This is a genomic window from Sodalis sp. RH20, from assembly GCF_047324205.1.
Classification (GTDB): domain Bacteria; phylum Pseudomonadota; class Gammaproteobacteria; order Enterobacterales; family Enterobacteriaceae; genus Acerihabitans.
The window spans coordinates 2,760,319-2,778,871 of the sequence record NZ_CP178733.1 but is presented as its reverse complement, the minus strand read 5'-3'; the positions used below and the strand labels follow the sequence as shown (position 1 = coordinate 2,778,871).

The 18,553-nt window shown below is 59.2% G+C and carries 15 protein-coding genes; 10 read left to right on the top strand and 5 right to left on the bottom strand.

Features of this window, described 5'->3' with window-relative positions; all coding sequences use genetic code 11:
* Nucleotides 1–12 precede the first annotated feature (12 nt).
* The 3 genes from ACL2XM_RS12810 to ACL2XM_RS12800 all read left to right on the top strand — a co-directional run bounded on the left by ACL2XM_RS12810 (nt 13) and on the right by ACL2XM_RS12800 (nt 3,671).
* Complete coding sequence (locus tag ACL2XM_RS12810) at nt 13–783, top strand: DeoR/GlpR family DNA-binding transcription regulator (RefSeq protein WP_410015659.1); 771 nt, start codon at nt 13–15, stop codon at nt 781–783.
* 129 nt (nt 784–912) lie between these two features.
* Nucleotides 913–2,268: a gluconate:H+ symporter gene (locus ACL2XM_RS12805; RefSeq protein WP_413733085.1), complete on the top strand. Its 1,356-nt coding sequence runs from the start codon at nt 913–915 to the stop codon at nt 2,266–2,268.
* Nucleotides 2,269–2,300: 32 nt separating this feature from the next.
* Entirely contained in the window at nt 2,301–3,671 is a 1,371-nt protein-coding gene (locus tag ACL2XM_RS12800; protein WP_413733083.1) for a hypothetical protein, read from the top strand.
* A 77-nt stretch (nt 3,672–3,748) separates the two neighbouring features.
* Here ACL2XM_RS12800 and ACL2XM_RS12795 read toward each other — a convergent pair whose 3' ends face one another.
* Nucleotides 3,749–4,315: a flavin reductase family protein gene (locus ACL2XM_RS12795; protein ID WP_413733082.1), complete on the bottom strand. Its 567-nt coding sequence runs from the start codon at nt 4,313–4,315 to the stop codon at nt 3,749–3,751.
* Between the two features lie 161 nt (nt 4,316–4,476).
* Here ACL2XM_RS12795 and ACL2XM_RS12790 point away from each other — a divergent pair, with 161 nt between their 5' ends.
* From ACL2XM_RS12790 to ACL2XM_RS12770, 5 genes are all read left to right on the top strand, one after another.
* Nucleotides 4,477–4,908 (top strand): Rrf2 family transcriptional regulator, encoded by a 432-nt coding sequence (locus tag ACL2XM_RS12790; RefSeq protein ID WP_410015655.1) that lies wholly within the window; start codon nt 4,477–4,479, stop codon nt 4,906–4,908.
* Between the two features lie 195 nt (nt 4,909–5,103).
* A complete protein-coding gene (gene hcp, locus ACL2XM_RS12785) occupies nt 5,104–6,756 on the top strand; it encodes a hydroxylamine reductase (RefSeq protein ID WP_413733081.1) in 1,653 nt (550 codons plus the stop codon).
* Nucleotides 6,757–6,779: 23 nt separating this feature from the next.
* Nucleotides 6,780–7,769 (top strand): NADH oxidoreductase, encoded by a 990-nt coding sequence (gene hcr, locus ACL2XM_RS12780; RefSeq protein ID WP_413722489.1) that lies wholly within the window; start codon nt 6,780–6,782, stop codon nt 7,767–7,769.
* 1,662 nt (nt 7,770–9,431) lie between these two features.
* Nucleotides 9,432–10,298 carry a carbohydrate kinase family protein gene (locus ACL2XM_RS12775; protein ID WP_410015652.1) on the top strand — a complete coding sequence of 289 codons (867 nt, stop codon included), beginning with the start codon at nt 9,432–9,434 and terminating at the stop codon, nt 10,296–10,298.
* Nucleotides 10,299–10,442: 144 nt separating this feature from the next.
* Nucleotides 10,443–10,979 (top strand): macro domain-containing protein, encoded by a 537-nt coding sequence (locus ACL2XM_RS12770; RefSeq protein ID WP_410015651.1) that lies wholly within the window; start codon nt 10,443–10,445, stop codon nt 10,977–10,979.
* A gap of 117 nt (nt 10,980–11,096) precedes the next feature.
* On the opposite strand, the gene yiaK is transcribed toward ACL2XM_RS12770, so the two are convergent.
* Together yiaK and ACL2XM_RS12760 are read right to left on the bottom strand one after the other, a co-directional pair.
* Nucleotides 11,097–12,113, bottom strand: a complete 1,017-nt coding sequence (yiaK, locus tag ACL2XM_RS12765; RefSeq protein ID WP_410015650.1) for a 3-dehydro-L-gulonate 2-dehydrogenase — start codon at nt 12,111–12,113, stop codon at nt 11,097–11,099.
* Between the two features lie 310 nt (nt 12,114–12,423).
* Nucleotides 12,424–13,524, bottom strand: coding sequence for an NAD(P)/FAD-dependent oxidoreductase (locus ACL2XM_RS12760; protein ID WP_413722492.1), 1,101 nt, complete (start codon nt 13,522–13,524; stop codon nt 12,424–12,426).
* 337 nt (nt 13,525–13,861) lie between these two features.
* Between ACL2XM_RS12760 and rpiB the strand changes: the two genes are divergently transcribed.
* The gene (gene rpiB, locus ACL2XM_RS12755) at nt 13,862–14,335 is read left to right on the top strand and encodes a ribose 5-phosphate isomerase B (RefSeq protein WP_410015648.1); all 474 of its coding nucleotides are present in this window, start codon (nt 13,862–13,864) and stop codon (nt 14,333–14,335) included.
* Nucleotides 14,336–14,418: 83 nt separating this feature from the next.
* On the top strand, nt 14,419–16,215 hold the full coding sequence (locus ACL2XM_RS12750) for a thiamine pyrophosphate-requiring protein (protein WP_413723421.1): 1,797 nt from the start codon (nt 14,419–14,421) through the stop codon (nt 16,213–16,215).
* A 60-nt stretch (nt 16,216–16,275) separates the two neighbouring features.
* Here ACL2XM_RS12750 and ACL2XM_RS12745 read toward each other — a convergent pair whose 3' ends face one another.
* Both ACL2XM_RS12745 and ACL2XM_RS12740 read right to left on the bottom strand, forming a co-directional pair.
* On the bottom strand, nt 16,276–16,767 hold the full coding sequence (locus ACL2XM_RS12745) for a DUF1456 family protein (protein WP_410015647.1): 492 nt from the start codon (nt 16,765–16,767) through the stop codon (nt 16,276–16,278).
* Nucleotides 16,768–16,953: 186 nt separating this feature from the next.
* Complete coding sequence (locus ACL2XM_RS12740) at nt 16,954–18,417, bottom strand: AMP nucleosidase (RefSeq protein ID WP_410015646.1); 1,464 nt, start codon at nt 18,415–18,417, stop codon at nt 16,954–16,956.
* Nucleotides 18,418–18,553 lie beyond the last annotated feature (136 nt).

Below are 18,553 nucleotides of genomic sequence, written 5' to 3'. Positions count from 1 at the left end.
CGGGGCGTCGCGATGTTGCCCGATGAACGCCGTAATTTTATCTACAGCCACCTGCATCAATATGCCAGGGTGACCATCGGCGATCTGGCTAAATTGCTGGATGTGTCCCATATGACCATTCGCCGCGACGTGCAGTTTATGGAGAACGAGGGCAAGGTTACGGTGATAAGCGGCGGGGTTAAACTCAACGAGGCGCTGAAACAGGAACTGCCCTATGTGGAAAAAGCGTTATTGCATCACCGCAGCAAACGCCATATTGGCGCGGTGGCGGAAATACTGGTTGAGTCGGGGCAGGTTATATATCTGGACGCGGGTACCACCACCTTTGAAATTGCCCGCTGTATCGCGGCGAAATTAAAAAAGATAACCATTATTACTAATGATTTCACAATTAGTGATTTTTTAATGAAAATGCCGCACGTCAATTTATTTCATACCGGCGGCCAGGTGGATATGCGCAATCGATCCTGCGTCGGCAATAGCGCCGCGCAGTTTATTCGCGGCCTGAATATCGATATTGCGTTTATCAGCACCAGTTCCTGGGATATTGAACACGGCCTGTCCACGCCCGACGAAGGCAAAGCCCAGGTCAAGCAGGCGGTGCTGGCCTCCGCCAGGCGCAATATCCTGGTGACCGACAGCAGTAAATACGGCAAATATGGCATGTTCCATATATGCCCACTGGCGCAGCTGACCGATATTATTTATGACGATCAGCTGCCCGATGACATTGAAAACCGATTACGGCAGCTGCCGATCCGGTTACATAAAGCCATTAGTTAGGAGCATGCCGGAAAGCCTATGGGAAAAAGTCATATACCGTTAAGCCAATAATTTATAACACACCGCGCCAATCATTCTTGGGCGATTAAAAAATAATAATGATCTGTACTCTATCTGTCCGGAGGGGATATGCAATTCGATATTTCGCAATTTTTTGCTTTAATCAGCGCCATTGCCTTGTTAATTGTACTTATTACCTATTTTAAATTTCATCCTTTTTTAGCCCTGATAATCACCGCCGGATTTTTAGGACTGGCGGCGGGCCTTAGCCCGACGGCCACGATCAAAAGCTTCGAAAAAGGCTTCGGCGGCGTATTGGGATCCACCGGGCTGGTGGTCGGGCTCGGCACCATGCTGGGCGGATTATTGCTGGAATCGGGCGGGGCGGACAACATCGCCAATACCTTTATCCGCCTGGGGCCGGTGCGCGCCATACCGGCCACTATCTGCGTCGCGGCGTTAATCATCGGCCTGCCTCATCTGTTCGACGTCAGTTTCGTGATGCTGGTGCCGCTGGTGTACGCCATTGCCCGTCGCACCCATAGCCAGCTGCTGCGCATCGGCATTCCCATGGCCGCCGGTTTGTACGTGGCGCACGGTCTGTTGTTGCCGCACCCGGCGCCGACGCTGGCCATGACCACCTATCATGCCGATGCGGGCATGGCGATGTTTTTCGGCCTGATTATCGCGGTGCCCATGGCGGCCTTGTCCGGCCCGGTATTCACCCATTTCGCCATGAAATACTTTCCGGAGCTGGGGCGCCAGAGCTTCGGCGCCGGGGACGCGCAGGAAGAACAGCAGGCCGGCAAAACCACCCGCAGCCCGTCGTTCTGGCTGGCGATGCTGACCATTCTGCTGCCGCCGCTGTTAATGATGACGCGCTCGCTGTGCATCGGCTTTATCAGCAAGGAGAATCCGCTGTATGAAGCGGTTAACGCCATCGGCGACCCGATTGTTTCGCTGTTGATCGCAGTGCTGTTCGCCCTCTACGCCCTGGGGATACGCAGCGGTTTCACCATGGCGCAACTGCAGAAGATGCTCGGCAAGTGCCTCGGCCCCTGCGCGGTGATTATACTTATCCTGGGCGCCGGCGGCGGCCTGAAAGAGATGCTGCTGGCCACCCATGTCAGCACCCTGATCGCCGATTGGGCGGTACACTGGAATATTTCGCCGCTGATCCTGGCCTGGCTGGTGGCGGCGCTCATCCGCATCGCCATCGGCTCCGCGACGGTTGCGGTGGTCACCACCGCCGGGATTATCGCGCCGCTGGCCGCCAACAGCGGCGTCAACCTGGAACTGCTGGTCTTGGCCACCAGCACCGGCGGCCTGATGCTGTCGCACGTTAACGACTCTGGTTTCTGGTTGTTTAAAGAATATTTTCATCTCACCGTGGGCGAGACGCTGAAAAGCTGGACGTTGCTGGTTTCCTTCCAATCGGCGCTGGGACTGGCGTTTGTCCTGCTGCTTAACCTGATTGTCGGCTAACGCCGCCCTACATTTAATCCGAGGTAAGCGTAATGAACTACGAACTGTTATTTGACGAACTGAAAGGGCGCCGTATCCGGCTGGCCATTACCGGCGCCTGCGGCGGTTTCGGCCGCTCGCTGCTGGTCCAGTGCCGCAATATTCCGGCCATCGATATCGTGGCGCTGTGCGATATCAATACCCAGGGCACGCGGGATCTGCTCGGCGATCTGCGCTACCGCCATGATAAAAACCGGCTGTGCGGCACGCCGGCTGAAGCCGCGGCGGCCCAGGCCGCCGGGGAAACCGCCATTATCAGCGACTTCGCGCTGCTGGACGCCCTGGATCTGGACATGGTGGTCGAATCCACCGGTAAACCGGATATCAGCGTCAGCATCGCCGTCAGCGCGTTAAAACGCGGCGTCCACGTGGGTATGGTCAGCAAGGAAACCGATTCGGTCGCCGGCCCCTGGCTTAATCAACTGGCGCTTAAACACCACGCGGTCTATACCACGGTGGACGGCGATCAGCCCAGCAACCTGATTGGCCTGGTCACCTGGGCCAGGGTGCTGGGGCTTGAGATTATCGCCGCCGGCAAGTCCAGCGAATATGACTATATCTACCATCCGGCCACCGGCAGGCTGGATTATACCAGCACCCAGGTGGACGCCGCCGCGCTGGCCGATCTGTGGCAGTTGGATGAACAGGATATCAAAGGCACGCTGCGCCGGCGGGCCGAAGCCTTGTCGATGCTGCCGCAAAGCGCCACCCCCGACTATTGCGAAATGAACGTGGTGGCCAATTCCATCGGGTTCGTGCCCGCTACGCCGGCACTGAATTATCCCCTTTGCCATATGGGCGAGCTGGCCGATATCTTTATCCCCGAGGAAGACGGCGGTATTTTGACCCGGACCGGCGTGGTGGATGTATTCAACTGTCTGCGGCGTGATGACGAGGTCAGCTTTGGCGGCGGGGTGTTTATCATCGTGCGCTGCCAGGACACGGAGACCTGGCGCATGCTGGCGGATAAAGGTCATGTGGTCAGCAAGAATCTGAAGTACGCCTGTATTTACCTGCCGTACCATATTATGGGGCTGGAGTCGCCGCACAGCCTGTTTTCGGCCGTTCTGCACCGCCGGGCGTCCGGCGGCGTTAACCAGCAGGTCCATGCGGTAATGGCGGGCTTCGCCGAGCGTCCGCTGAAAAAAGGTGAAACCCTGAGTATGGGCGGCCACCATCACTCCATTGAGCATGTCAGCGCCCGCCTGCTGGCCAGGGCGGATGCCAAAGGCGTCGCGCCGTTCTACCTGCTGGCCAATAAAACCCTGACGGCGGATGTGGCCCAGGGGGAGCTTATCCCGCTGTCCGCGCTGCCGGCGGATGATTCGCTGCTATACCAGGCCTGGCAGCAAACCGGTCTGTGATTCAGCGGCCGGCAGACAAGCATGCACGCCCGGGAAACCGGGCTTTTTTTTATGGCGTACACCCGACCCGGCGGCCCTCAGGGGTATAACATCCCAGGACGGAACAGCCCGCGCCGGCTGATAACCTTGCCGGCCACCATAAATACGCCGTCGCCGGTATAGTGCAGGGTTTCCGGGTGCTTTGGCGTCGCCGCGGCGTGCGCTTTGACTATCTCGAAAATAAAAAAATGATACCGGTCCACCATGGCGCCGTCATGCAGGCGGCATTCAAAATGCGCGTGGCATTCGCGGATAAGCGGTGCCTTCACCCGGCGCGCGGGCGCCGCCGTCAGGCCGAAATGGCTGAATTTATCCATATCCGCCCCGCTGGTATTGCCGATGCCCACGACGGTATCGGTCAGGGCGGTGGTGGGCAGGTTGATCACGCACTCGCCGCTTTGGCGGATCAGGTCAAAGCTATGATTGCCGCCGGAAATCATACAGCCGACCAGCGAGGGGGAGAATTCCAGCACCACGTGCCAGCCCAGGGTCATGATATTGGTTTTGCCCTGCCAGGCGGAGGTAATCAGGACAATGGGCCCTGGTTCCAGATAATATCGCGCCCGGCTGACCGGGAAATCGCTTTTACGGGGAAATGCGGTCATGTCAGCTCCTGTAGCAGTTTTGTTTGCGCCTGCTCTAAGGGTAACAGCTGATGGGCGGGAGGAAGAGATACTGTACCGCCGCTCACGGGACAGGGCATAAAAGGAGGCGATCCGGCGTGCCGATGTGATACCCTTTTATCCATTACATCGCAGGTACCGTTATGAAACTCACGCGTTATACCGATTATGCCGTCAGGGTGATTATTTATCTTGGCGCCCATCAGGGCCAGTTGTCGTCCATTGCCGAAATTTCGCGCCAATACGCGATTTCGCATAATAACCTGATGAAAGTGGTGCAGGATCTGGCCCGGCTGGGTTATATCGACACCCTGCGCGGGCGCAACGGCGGCATCCGGCTGGGCCGCGCGCCGCAGGATATCAATATCGGCGCGCTGATCCGCCACACGGAGAAAGGCGACGCCCTTATCGACTGCGCCAACTGCGTTGTCGCGCCGGCTTGCGGCCTGCCGGGGGTGCTGGCCCGGGCCACCAATGCCTTTTACGCCGTGCTGGACGGCTATACCCTGGCGGACTTATTAAGCCGGCGGGGGCAAATCGAAGAACTGTTCACCCTGATCGATATCGAAGGCTAAACACGCTGCCATAATCTTATTTACCGTTAAAACAAGCGGTTGCTTCATCCCTGCGCCGTATCGTCTTTTTCCCGCGCCGCCAAATATTGCGTTATATCAAACAAGTGGTGGATAGCGGCAAAAGCCCTGTCATTCCCGTCCCTCCGCGTTTAACCTTAAACATGCATTTAAAATGAATAATATAAGGAAGCGATCATGTTTTGTGTGCAATGTGAACAAACCATCCGTACCCCGGCCGGCAACGGCTGCTCCTATAGCCAGGGTATGTGCGGCAAAACGGCGGAAACCTCGGATCTGCAGGATCTGCTGGTGGCCGCGCTGCAGGGCCTGTCCGCCTGGGCGGTCGCCGCGCGCGGGCTGGGGATTATCGACCATCGCATAGACAGTTTTGCGCCGCGCGCCTTTTTTTCCACGCTGACCAATGTCAATTTCGACTCGCCGCGCATCGTGGCCTATATCCAGCAAACCCTGGCGCTGCGTGATGAGCTGAAAGCCCGCTGCCTGCGGGTTGAACCGACGGTTAACCCCGGGCATCCGCTGGCGGAACTGCAATGCCCCTCGCTGACGCTTGCCGATTTGCAGGCGCAGGCGCAGCGTTTCGCCCTGAATACGGATAAGGACGCGGTAGGCGAGGATATTCACGGCCTGCGTTTGCTGTGCCTCTACGGGCTGAAAGGCGCGGCGGCCTATATGGAACACGCCCATGTGCTGGGCCAGTACGATGAGGATATTTACCGCCAGTATCATGACATCATGGCGTGGCTGGGTACCCGGCCGGCCGATATGGGCGAGCTGCTGGCGCAGTCGATGCAGATCGGCAAAATGAACTTTGCCGTAATGGCCATTCTCGATCGCGGCGAGACCCAGGCCTACGGCAACCCCGTACCCACCAGCGTTAACGTGCGCCCTGTGGCGGGTAAAGCCATCCTGATTTCAGGCCATGACCTGAAGGATTTGCGCCTGCTGCTGGAGCAAACCGCGGGGCAGGGCATCAATATTTACACCCACGGGGAAATGCTGCCCGCCCACGGCTATCCGGAATTGAAAAAGTTCGCCCACCTGGCCGGCAATTACGGCAGCGGGTGGCAAAACCAGCAAACGGAATTCGCCCGTTTCCCGGGGCCGGTGGTGATGACGTCCAATTGTATTATCGATCCGAGCGTCGGCCACTATAACGACCGCATCTGGACGCGCAGCATTGTCGGCTGGCCGGGCGTTAAACATCTGGACGGCGAGGATTTCGCCCCGGTGATCGCCCAGGCCCAACAGATGGCCGGTTTTCCCTATGATGAAATCGAACACCTGATTACCGTCGGCTTTGGCCGCCAGACGCTGCTGGATGCGGCCGATACCGTTATCGACCTGGTGGCGCGCAAAAAACTGCGCCATGTGTTCCTGGTCGGCGGATGCGACGGCAGCCGCGATGAGCGCAGCTACTATACCGATTTTGCGCGCGACGTTCCCGATGACTGCCTGATCATGACGCTGGCCTGCGGCAAGTACCGCTTCAATAAGCTGGATTTCGGCACCCTTGAGGGCCTGCCGCGCCTGCTGGACGTCGGCCAGTGCAACGACGCCTACGCCGCCATTATGCTGGCGGTAAAACTGGCGGAAAAACTGGGCTGCGGAGTGAACGATCTGCCGCTGAGCCTGGTGCTGTCCTGGTTCGAGCAAAAGGCGATCGTTATCCTGCTGACCCTGCTTTCGCTGGGCGTCAAAAATATCTATACCGGACCGACGGCGCCCGGTTTCCTGACGGAAAACCTGATGGCGGTGCTTAACGAGCAGTTCGGCATGCGCTCGATTACCACCGCGACCCAGGATCTGCACACTATCCTGGCCGCCTGAGCCGGACATAAGGAGAGGCTTTCATGACGACGCCGTCATCGCTGTGCCCGTACCGCATGCAGGTACATCATATCATCCAGGAAACGCCCGATGTCTGGACGCTGGCGCTGATAAACCACGATTTTTATCCCTACCAGCCGGGACAGTACGCCCTGGTCGCCATCAACGACAGCGAGGAAGTGCGCGCCTACACGCTGTCCTCCGCGCCCGGCGCCAGCCGGTTTATCACCCTGACCGTGCGCAGGCTGGCGGACGGCGCGGGTTCAGGCTGGCTGACGCAGGACGTCAAGCCCGGCGATAACCTGTGGCTGTCGGCGGCGCAGGGCGATTTCAGCTGCCTGCGCCATGTCGATAACCGCTACCTGTTCCTGGCGGCGGGCTGTGGCGTCACCCCAATCCTGTCCATGTGCCGCTGGCTGGCGGCCAATCGCCCGCAAGCGGATGTGCGGGTTATCTACTGCGTCCGTTCGCCGCGGGATATCATCGCCGCGTCCACCTGGACGGCGTTAGGGAAATGGCTGCGGCTGACGGTGTTCGCCGAGCAGGGCGCCGCCGGAGATATCCTGCCCGGCCGGCTGGCGCGCGACGCGCTGCGCGAACTGGCGCCGGATATCGCCGCGCGTACGGTAATGGCCTGCGGCCCCGCGCCCTGGATGGCGCAGCAGGAGGCGGTCGCGCTGGCGCTGGGCGCAGGCCGCTTCCTGCAGGAGCGTTTTCATACGTCGCCTGCCGACGCCGGCGCGGGCGGTGGAGCCCGGCTGAAGATCACTCATCCCCGCCCCCTGCAAACGGTGGACGCGCCGGTGGGCGTGTCGCTGCTGGCGGCGCTGGAGTCCAACGGCATTAGGGTAAACGCCGCCTGCCGCGCCGGGGTGTGCGGCTGCTGCAAAACCCATATCGCGCAGGGGGACTACCGTACCACCAGCACCATGACGCTCAGCGAACAGGACATCGCCGCCGGCTATGTCCTGGCGTGCAGCTGCTATCCGCGGGGCGATATCGTTATTGCCTGAGTAACCGTCTTGCCGGGCCACGGTTTTGTCCGGTCATGGCCCCATTATTTTTGTTTTAGGGCTGCGGCGCGGGCAGCGTGCCATGGGCAAATGGCCAGGCATTGACTCCTGCATTTACATGTAAAGCGGCTGACTTGGCGGGGGGCGCCGGCGGCTTGCGTGGGGCTTATATTGTCGTGGGGAAGGTTTCGCTTGCCGTGCGTGAGGGTGCCATGCGTTAGGGTGCGCCAGGGCATATGTCGCCTTGGGGAAGATTTCGCTTGCGGTTTGCGGGGAGGCTTATGTTGCCTCGGGGAAGGTTTCGCTTGCGGCTTGCGGGGCGGCTTATGTTGCCTCGGGGGAAGGTTTCGCTTGCCGTGCGTGAGGTGTTCATAGGTATTGCCGGGCGCCGGCAAGCGACAATGAGGCCGTACCGCGACGGCCTCCTTGACCTCCGCGCGTCCGGCAGATCGTGCGCCGCTGCGCGGTTCCCGGCATCACCCATCCCGGCTTTTGGACCGCACGGGACGCGCTCCCGGCGCGGCCCTTAGCTTTCGCCGCTCCCGGCGGCTCATCCAGCCGCGATGGGCGCCGCCGGCGCACTCTATGCCGGCACCACGTCAACACCATCGCCTGTGAGCAAAACAGCGGTGTAAGGTACTTAGCGGTATGCACTCACCGGGAAAAACAGCGCTATAAATTTGGCCAATTTGGTATAAGTCTCGCAGCCTGCTAGCTATAGCTCACTGCCGCACGTTTATGCCTGACGCCTGTCTACAGGGTGGTATGACTATAATTGCCGGCAGCATGAAATACCGACTTCCTGACTTCCTGACTCAATGACTTAATGACTTAATGACTTAATGACTTAATGACTTAATGACTTAATGACTGCTGGCTGTGCGAATGCCGTCTGCATTGCATTACCATATGAATGCTGACGGCATGTAAAATGGTATGTATGACTTGCCTGTCGCTGTGCCTTTCGCTTCTTTGTCTACTACACCTTCGCCTTTCACTTAGCCCACAGCGGCGCCGATGCCCTATACATCACATCGCTGACCGCGACCTATGTCCCGGCATAAAGCGCGCTGACGGCGCCTGTGCCCCCGGCATGAGCCGCCGGGAGCGGCGAAAGGCCCGGTTGCGCCGGGAGCGCTAACCGGGCCGGTGCATTACGGGGGCATTGGCGGCGGAAGGCATCGCGCAGCGACGCGCGACCTGCCGGGCGCGCGGAGGTCAAGGAGGCCGTCGCGGTACGGCCTCATTGTCGCTTGCCGGCGCCCGGCAATACATATGAACACCTCACGCACGGCAAGCGAAACCTTCGCCGAGGCGACATATGCCCTGGAGCATCCTAACGCATGGCACCCTCACGCACAGCAAGCGAAACCTTCCCCGAGGCAACATAAGCCTCCCCGCAAACCGCAAACGACACCCCCGCCGCGGCAATGTCGCCCGCCCCAGGAACCGCCATTCCGCTTTACGGCATGGCATCGCGCCATGATGGTTAAAATTACCGGCCCGGATAGGCAGGGGCGCGCCGGCGATCGTAAACGGTTTTGTTGCCATCATGTTGCGGAAAGTTATCAGTTTGCGAGGCACATCGCCTAACCGACCGGCTTCAGCGGCTATGCTTAGGTGAAAATTCGCTATGGATTGACAACCGCAACGGAACAGAACATGAAAATAATCGCCCTGGGAGAATTGCTGTGGGATTGTTTTCCCGGCGGCCGCGAAATCGGCGGCGCCGCGGGAAACTTTGTCTATCACGCCACACAGGCAGGCGCCGACGCCCGGCTGATTTCCGCCGTGGGGCGGGACAAGGCGGGCGATGCGCTGGTGAGCGAACTGGCGGCGCGCGGCGTTCCCGGCCATATACAGCGCAGCGCCCGTTATCCCACCGGCACGGTGGAGGTGACGCTGGACAGGCGCGGCGTGCCGCACTACGACATTATCGGCCCGGTGGCCTGGGACGATATCCAATCGGACGTCACGCTCTTCAACCATCTGCGCACCGCGGATGTATTGTATTTCGGCAGCCTGGTGCAGCGCTACGGCCCCAACCAGCGGCTGCTGCGCCAGTTGCTGGGTCTGCTGTCGCCGCAGGCGAAAATCCTGGTGGACATCAACCTGCGCGCCGGCCATTACCAGCCGCCCACCCTCGGTTTTTGCCTGCGTCACGCCCACCTGCTAAAGCTTAATGACGAGGAACTGCCGGTCATTGCCGCCCTGTTCGGCCTGCCGCGCGACCCCGAGGGGTTCTATCAGCATTTGCGGCGCCATGAACAGCTCGAGATGCTGATATATACCCGCGGCGATAAGGGCAGCCTGCTGCTGCGCGGCGATGACAGCCACCGTCATCCCGGCCTGAAAGTCACGCCGGTGGACACGGTCGGCGCCGGCGATGCCTTTACCGCCGTTGCCGCCGTCATGGCGCTGCGCGGCGCGCCGCTGGCGGACATTAACCAGGCGGCCAACACAGTGGCGGCATATGTCTGCACCAGACCGGGCGCCATGCCGACGATGCCCGCCCATTCCGGCGGGTAGGGCGCGCGCCGCAGTGTTATGGCGGTTATGCGCATGAAAAGCCGAGATCCCGTTGGAATCAGTTAAAATAGCAGCGTAGTTAAGGGCGTGCAGGCTATTGGCTTGGGCGAAATAAGCCGCCGGCGCTATTGTAAGGATCCAACCATGATAAATAAAATTCACCTGTTGCAAGGCGATATCACCACAATCCCCGCGGACGCCATTGTTAACGCCGCCAATTCTTCCCTGCTCGGCGGTGGCGGCGTGGATGGCGCCATACACCGCGCCGGCGGGCCCGCGATCCTGGACGAATGCCGCGACATCAGAAACCGGCAGGGCGGTTGTAAGACCGGCTGCGCCGTGATTACCGGCGCGGGTAATCTGCCGGCAACGTATGTGATCCACGCGGTTGGCCCACACTGGAGCGATGGTAAACACCAGGAAGCGGAATTATTGAAACATACCTACCTGAGCTGTTTTGCACTTATCGAACAATACCCGATCAAAACCGTTTCATTCCCCAATATCAGCACCGGCGTCTATCACTTCCCCAAGCGGTTAGCCGCTGAGATTTCGTTAGAGGCTATCGCCGCCTGGTTAGATACTTATCCGGTGATCGAAGCTATTCATCTCGTGTGTTTTGACCCGGAAAATTTCACCCTCTACAGTGATTTACTAAAAAATAAATATACTGATAATTAATCATTTTATAAGCGGCTGGTTGTCCTTGGCGCTGCTCATGTCCAGCCTCTCGTCGACCGCGGACGGTAGCGCAACGCCGGATTTTTTAAGGCGTAATATGACCCGTCATCATGACGGTTACCGTTGCGCCAGTTGCTGCACCTCAGCCCATACGCTGTCATCCGCGGGGATGCCGTTGGCGGTGAAATACGCCCGGTTTTTCATCGACGTTTCCCCTGGAAAGAACACCTCACGCTGATTTTCCGCCGGTTCCGACGTCTTGACGTACTGGGCGACGCTTGCAGCCATATTTTCGCTGAATTCTTTGCCGCCGAAATGGGTGGGATCGAATACCATAAAGACCTGGCTCGCGCCGGTGCAACTCCCTTGCTGAATGTTATCGATCTCATTCGTTGGCGCGCCCGCCGTCAGGAAAGCCGCCATTGTGTCCAGCAGCACCGCCATACCGGAGCCTTTCCAGTAACCGGTGGGCAGAATACGCATTGACTCTTCCACCGGCCCCGGTTCATCGGTGAGATTGCCGTCTTTATCAAATCCCCCCGGAAAAGGCAGTTTTTCCCCTTTCAGGCGCGTCACCTGCAGCTTGCCATAGGAATACTGCGACATCGCCATATCAAGGACCAGGGCGCCTTCTTTCATCGGCACCGCCATGACGAAGGGATTATTGCCGAGACGTGGTTTTTTCGCCCCCCACGCGGGCATGCAGGATTCGGTATTGGTCCAGCACATTGCCGCATACCCATTCTCAGCGGCTTTCCAGCCATAGGTGCCGCCGCGCATCCAGTGCGTCGTGTTGCGTAGGCCCACAATGCCGGCGCCATGCTCGGCGGCCAGCGCCATCGCTCGTTCAACTGCAAACAGGGCGTTGGTGATGCCGATACCGCGCTGTCCGTCGTAAATTTCGATACTGCCGAGGGATTTGACTTTTTCAGGCGCGGCGTGGATATCAACCCACCCCTTGTTGACATAATCGATAAAACGCGCGACGCGGTTAAGGCCATGCGAAAAAATACCGTCACAGCTGGCTTGCGTATGAACCTGAGCGCAGGTATCCGCCTGTACTTCATTTAAACCGGCATTCAGGAACGCCTGTTTAACGGTGTGTTTCATTTCGTCAAATGTCACCAGTGGCATAGCATCTCCTGTTAACAACGAATCGGTTTCCAAGGCATGCCTGAGGGCTGCCCGTAAAGCTCAAATTACGTGCGCCGGTACTACCATACAAGTATGTGAAAGTAAAAATCAGCATGGCATCACAAAATTAATCGTCTATTGCATGGATTGCAGACGTGACCCTACCGGGGATTGATAGCCTTATTTCTCATAACGTCTGTAGCGAAAACAACAGGACGGCCCATCAGGCAGAAAGCGCCGGCGCTGTCGATAAGCGACAAATATGGCGGCCTGCTTTATCATTTCAGCTCAGCGTGAGGGCCAGCAAGGGCTACGGGGACTGGAATCTGCCGGGCCGGAACGGCGCCAGCATGGGGTGCAATTCACCGGTGGCGATTTCCCGGCCGAGCAGTTCGCCGATAATCAATGCCAGCGTGGCGCCTGAATGGGTAAAGGCGACATAGCACCCCGGGGCTTGCTCAAGCTCGCCGAGTACCGGGAAACCATCGGCGGGAACAGGTTTCCAGCCGGCTTTATAACCGGCAAGCTTAAGCGGTGAACCGGTATTCAGCACGTGATCACCCTCGGCTAACAGCTGTTGCAGGACATCGTCCGGCACGGTGCAAACCCCATGCTCATCTTCTTTGATATCATCGGTACACCAGCCGTGTTCCACCGCCAGCGTATTGCCGGGATTGGGCCGCATGGCCACCCTGGGGGTATTCAGCACCACGGCGGGGCGACTGTCCGCAGGCTGGGTAATGGCAAGCATCGATAACACCGACCCATCCGGCAGAGAGATGCCCATACCGGCCAACACCTGGACGGTGGAGGGGCCGCAGGCCAGCAAGACTTTGTCGCACGCATAGTCGCCTTTGCGCGCTGAGGTGACGCCGTTTGCCACCCCCCGCGCATCGATCAGCGGCACGGTTTTGCCCGCATCTTCGATAATGGCGCCACCACGTTCGCTAAATTCCGCCGCCATATGGGCAATCAGATCGGGCAGGCTGACCCAGCCTTCCCCGGCATTATAAATGCCATGGGTTTTGACCGCGCCGGGGACGATGGCGGCATCGAGCCGGTTAAGATCATCAGCCTGAATAAGCACGGAATCATAGCCGCGCCGTTGCTCAATCGCATGCCATGCCAGCACTTCATCTTCATCAGACCAGAATATCCCGCCATCGAATTTTAGCCAGTCTACCGCGGGATTGCTGCGGTACAGGGTGCGGTAGCGATCGATGCCCGCCATCCTGAGCCGGTAATAATGGTCAGGCCAGGGGCCCGCGGCGTTTAACCAGGAAAGTGAACGGCCCGAAGCGCCGGAAGCCAGCTTTTTTTCCGTCAATAAGCTGACCTGCATCCCGGCGCGCGCCAGGTGCAGCGCGCATGACATCCCGATCACTCCGCCACCGATAACGGCTATTTTCATTCTTACCTCCCTCTGGATGAGCCACTATGCATTCCCCTTAACCATAGCCGTAAAAAACCGCGCGCCGGTAATAACCTAAACTTATCCCGGAGGCAACGCTGGGAAAAATGACGGGTTAAATTCACGGAATAGTTTATTTTGAAAAGAATGATAACGGTATCGCCAAGGGAGTTTTTTAAAATGGCTGATTTATATGAATATAATAATTATATTGCTTATTTGACTGTTCTCACAAAATAAAAATATCACATAAATTACAATTTTTGTAAAGTTTTCCGGCTGTGCCTTCCTCCAGCGCAGCGCGGCCGCGAACATCGTTTTAACCCAGAGGCGAAAAATGAAAATAGCGATTGGCTGTGATCACGTCGGGCTGATTCTCAAGCCGGATATCATTGAATTCCTGCAATCGGCATCGATTGAAGTGATTGATAAAGGAACGCATTCCTCCGATCGCACCGATTACCCCTTATATGCCGAACGGGTCGCCGGCGCCGTGCTGTCAAACGAGGCGGACCTGGGCATCCTGATCTGCGGCACGGGCATCGGCATTTCCATCGCGGCGAATAAAATCGACGGCATCCGCGCGGTGGCATGCAGCGAACCGTATTCCGCCAAACTGTCGCGTGAACATAACAATACCAATATCCTGGCTTTCGGCTCGCGTGTCGTTGGCAGCGAGCTGGCGAAGATGATCGTCGGGCAATGGCTGGCGGCGGAATTTGAGGGCGGGCGCCATCAACGGCGGATTGATTTGATTAAGAGCCTGGAGCGGGGCGCATCGCTGGATAAAAATGACCGCCACGACGGTTAGGAAAAACAGCGGCGCTTAATCACTCACGGCAGGGTCGTCTATCCTTAACAGTTCAGCGGCACATTCTGAACGCGAGGATTATGATGACCCAGTTAACCAGCGATTTTTTTGTCGAACGCCTGCAGGCATGGGGCGTGACGCGTATTTATGGCTACCCTGGCGACGGTATCAACGGTGTGCTCGGCGCATTGCAGCGCGCCGGGAAAAACGGCCGGGGCATCGAATTTATCCAGGTGCGCCATGAGGAGATGGCCGCCTTTATGGCCTGCGCCCATGCCAAGTTTACCGGGGAGCTTGGCGTGTGCCTGTCCACCGGCGGCCCCGGCGCCACCCATCTGCTTACCGGGCTGTACGACGCCAAAATGGATCATATGCCGGTGCTGGCCATTTCCGGCCAGGCGGAAGCCACCGCCCGGGGTGCAAATTATCAGCAGGAGCTGAACCTCGATCGTGTTTTTGCCGATGTGGGCAATTTTGTGCAGGAAGCCGCTACCTCCGCTCAACTGCGCCACCTGGTCGATCGCGGCGTGCGCATCGCCGTGGCCCAGAACGGTGTTACGGTGCTGATTTTACCGAAAGACGTACAGGACGAACCCTGGCAGGAGCCGCGGCAGGCGCACGGTTTTACCCGTTCCGGCCCCGGCTACCAGCGCCCGCGCGTCGTGCCTTATCCGGCTGATTTACAGCGCGCGGCCGACGTGCTGAACGCGGGCAAAAAAGTGGCGATCCTGATTGGCGCCGGCGCGCGCGCCGCCGCCGTGGAGGTGGTACAGGCCGCTAATCTTCTGGGCGCCGGGGTGGCGAAAGCCCTGCTCGGCAAGGACGTGCTGCCGGACGATGCGCCCTTCGTCACCGGCGCGATTGGGCTGCTTGGCACCAAACCGTCATGGGATATGATGCAGCAGTGCGATACGCTGCTGATGATAGGCACCGGTTTCCCCTGGGCGGAGTTCCTGCCCGGTGACGGCCAGGCGCGCGCGGTGCAAATTGATATCGACCCGTCCATGCTTGGGCTGCGTTATCCCGTGGAGGTAAACCTGCACGGCGATGCGGTGGAAACGTTGCACGCCCTGCTGCCGCTATTGACGCACAAAGCGGATCGCGGCTGGCAGGAAGATATTGCCCGTAATATCAAACAATGGTGGCAGACCCTGGAAGAACGCGCCATGGCCAAGGCTAACCCCGTCAATCCCCAGCGCGTGGTGTGGGAAATGTCGCCTTTATTACCCGATAACGCCATCGTCACCTCCGACTCGGGCTCCTGCGCCAACTGGTATGCCCGCGATTATCGGGTCAAGCAGGGACAGCGCTCCTCGCTGTCCGGGGGCCTTGCCTGCATGGGCGCCGCGGTGCCTTATGCCATCGCGGCGAAATTCGCCCATCCGGCGCGACCGGTGGTGGCCCTGATCGGGGATGGCGCGATGCAGATGAACAATATGGCCGAGCTGATTACCATCCAGAAATATTGGCAGGGCTGGCAGGATCCCCGGCTGGTGATTTGCGTCTTCAATAATGAGGATTTAAACCAGGTGACCTGGGAACAACGGGTGATGGAGGGCAATCCACGCTATCCGGCCACGCAGTCGGTGCCCAACGTCGGTTATGCGCAGTTCGCCGAGTCGCTGGGACTGAAAGGCCTGTATGTCGACGATCCCGACGCCCTGGCGCCGGCCTGGGCGGCGGCACTGGCCGCCGACCGGCCGGTGGTGCTGGAAGTGAAAACCGACCCCGAGGTGGCGCCGCTGCCGCCGCATATCACCTGGCAGCAGGCCAAGGCCTTTATGTCCTCGCTGGCAAAGGGCGATCGCGGCGCGGGGCAGGTGATTGCCGATACGGCGCATCAAATCTTCGACGGCATCCTGCCGGGTAAAAAAGCCTAGCGCCGGTGGCGTGGCGCTGCGGCAACGCCGCCGTCAAGGGTCCGGCAGGCAGCGTTGCCGCTAGGTGCCGGCGCCCGGCGCGGCCGCTCCGCTTTTACGCAGCCGGGCGGCCAGTCCTTTTAGGAAATAGCGCAGGAACTGGTCGCCGCACAAACGGAAATTTTTATGATCCGGCGCGCGCAGCATGGCGGTCAGCTCCGGTTGGGAAACCTTAAAATCCTGTGACTGCAGGATATCCCGGATATCGTCGGTCTTCAGCGCAAAGGCGACGCGCAGCTTTTTCAGGATAATATTATTATTGATTTTCCGTTCAATTTTCGGCGCCGGCCGGCTGTCGTCCTTGCCGCGTTTATGGATAATCAGGCCATGGAGAAAATACCCCATCACCACATCCGGACAGGGCAGGTAGCCCGGTTCGTCTTCTTTTTTCACAAACGCCGCGATTTCCTGCGGCGTAATCACTGTGTCCGCCAGGGCCAGAATGGCCAATAAGTGGTCATTATGCAGGTTCAGCATATAGCGCACGCTGCGCAGCACATCGTTGTTCATCATTACCGGATTTTTCCCGCGCTCCAAGGTGTATGGCCGGCAGTATAAAGGTATCCGCCGGCGAACGCGAAATTGTTGCGTCCGGCATGCCGGACGCCGGGAAAGCGCCCACCGCGACGTGTGTGACAATGTCACTTAAGCGGCGGGCGAGGTGGGGCGCCGGGCGGGGTGATTGTTACACCGTCACTACTAGCGAAACGGCGGTTCGTTAAAGGTGCGCAGCTTGCGTGAGTGCAGGCGATCGCCCTCGGCGCGCAGCTGTTCGATGGCGCAAATGCCGATTTGCAGATGCTCGGATATGGCGCCCTCATAGAAGCGGTTCGCCTGCCCCGGCAGCTTGATTTCGCCGTGCAGGGGTTTGTCGGACACGCACAGTAAGGTGCCGTAGGGCACCCGGAAGCGATAGCCCTGGGCGGCGATGGTGGCGCTTTCCATATCCACCGCCACCGCCCGGCTGAGATTAAAGCGCAGCGCCGAGGCGGAATAGCGCAGTTCCCAGTTGCGGTCATCGGTAGTCACCACCGTGCCGGTGCGCAAACGCTGCTTCACTTCTTCGCCCGGCATGCCGCTGACCATCTTGGTGGCGTCGTAGAGCGCGCGCTGCACTTCGGCGATGCTGGGGATGGGAATATCGGGGGGCAGCACCGCGTCCAGCACATGATCGTCGCGCAGGTACGCGTGGGCCAAGACGTAATCGCCGATGGTCTGGCTTTCGCGCAGGCCGCCGCAGTGGCCGATCATCAGCCAGGCATGCGGGCGTAGCACCGCCAGGTGATCGCAGATGGTTTTGGCGTTGGACGGGCCGACGCCGATATTGACAAGCGTAATCCCCCGGCCCTGGCGCGAGATCAGATGATACGCCGGCATTTGATGGTTTTTCCAGGCCAGGTCCGATACCGCCTGCTCGGGGTTGGCCGTATCGGCGGTGACAAAGGTGCCGCCGGCGCAGGACAGCGCCTCGTAGGGGCTGTCCGGATCGGCAATCTGGCTGCAGCCCCAGCGCACGAACTCATCGACATAACGCGTGTAATTGGTAAACAGCACAAAGGGCTGGAAATGCTCCACCGGCGTGCCGGTATAGTGCCGCAGGCGCGCCAGGGAAAAATCGGTGCGCAGCGCGTCGAAGTGGGACAGCGGATAGACATTGCCGGAGGTGAACAGCCCATCGGCGGTTTCATCGCCGATTTGCGCCAGCTCGGTGGTGGGGAAATGCTGCGCTATTCCGGCGCTCATCGAGCGGTCCAGGGCCAGGTCCGATCCGTCGATAACATACGGAAAGGGAATTTCCAGCCGCGACGGCACCACATCGATGGTGGCGGCATATTCCCCCGCCAGCAGCGCCAGTTGCTCCGCCAGATAGCGACGAAACAGCGCGGGACGGGTAATGGTGGTGCTGTAGCAGCCGGGATGGGTAAAGCGGCCGAAGGCCCGGGCCTTAGGATTGCCGGGCGTCACGCCGTCCCAGGTGACGCGCAGTTCGGGATAGCTGAACGCCCCCCCGGCGCGCGCCTGGGCGTCGGGCAATCGGCCCTGGGCGATATAGGCCTTGATGGCCTCGCGCAGCGCCGTCACCGCGCCGTCATACAGTTCATCGAGTTTATCAAGCGCCTGGGAGGCAGTGAGGTTTTTTCCTGCATCGTTATTGTTCACCATGACTCCTTTAGTTTCCAAATGCCCGCTCGGGAGCAATATTGTCCATCATAGCATCGCATGGCATTATTGCAGACCGTCGCGGCAGGAAGAAAAACGTAACGGAAAACGCATTTGCCCCTTTCATACGCCCGGGATT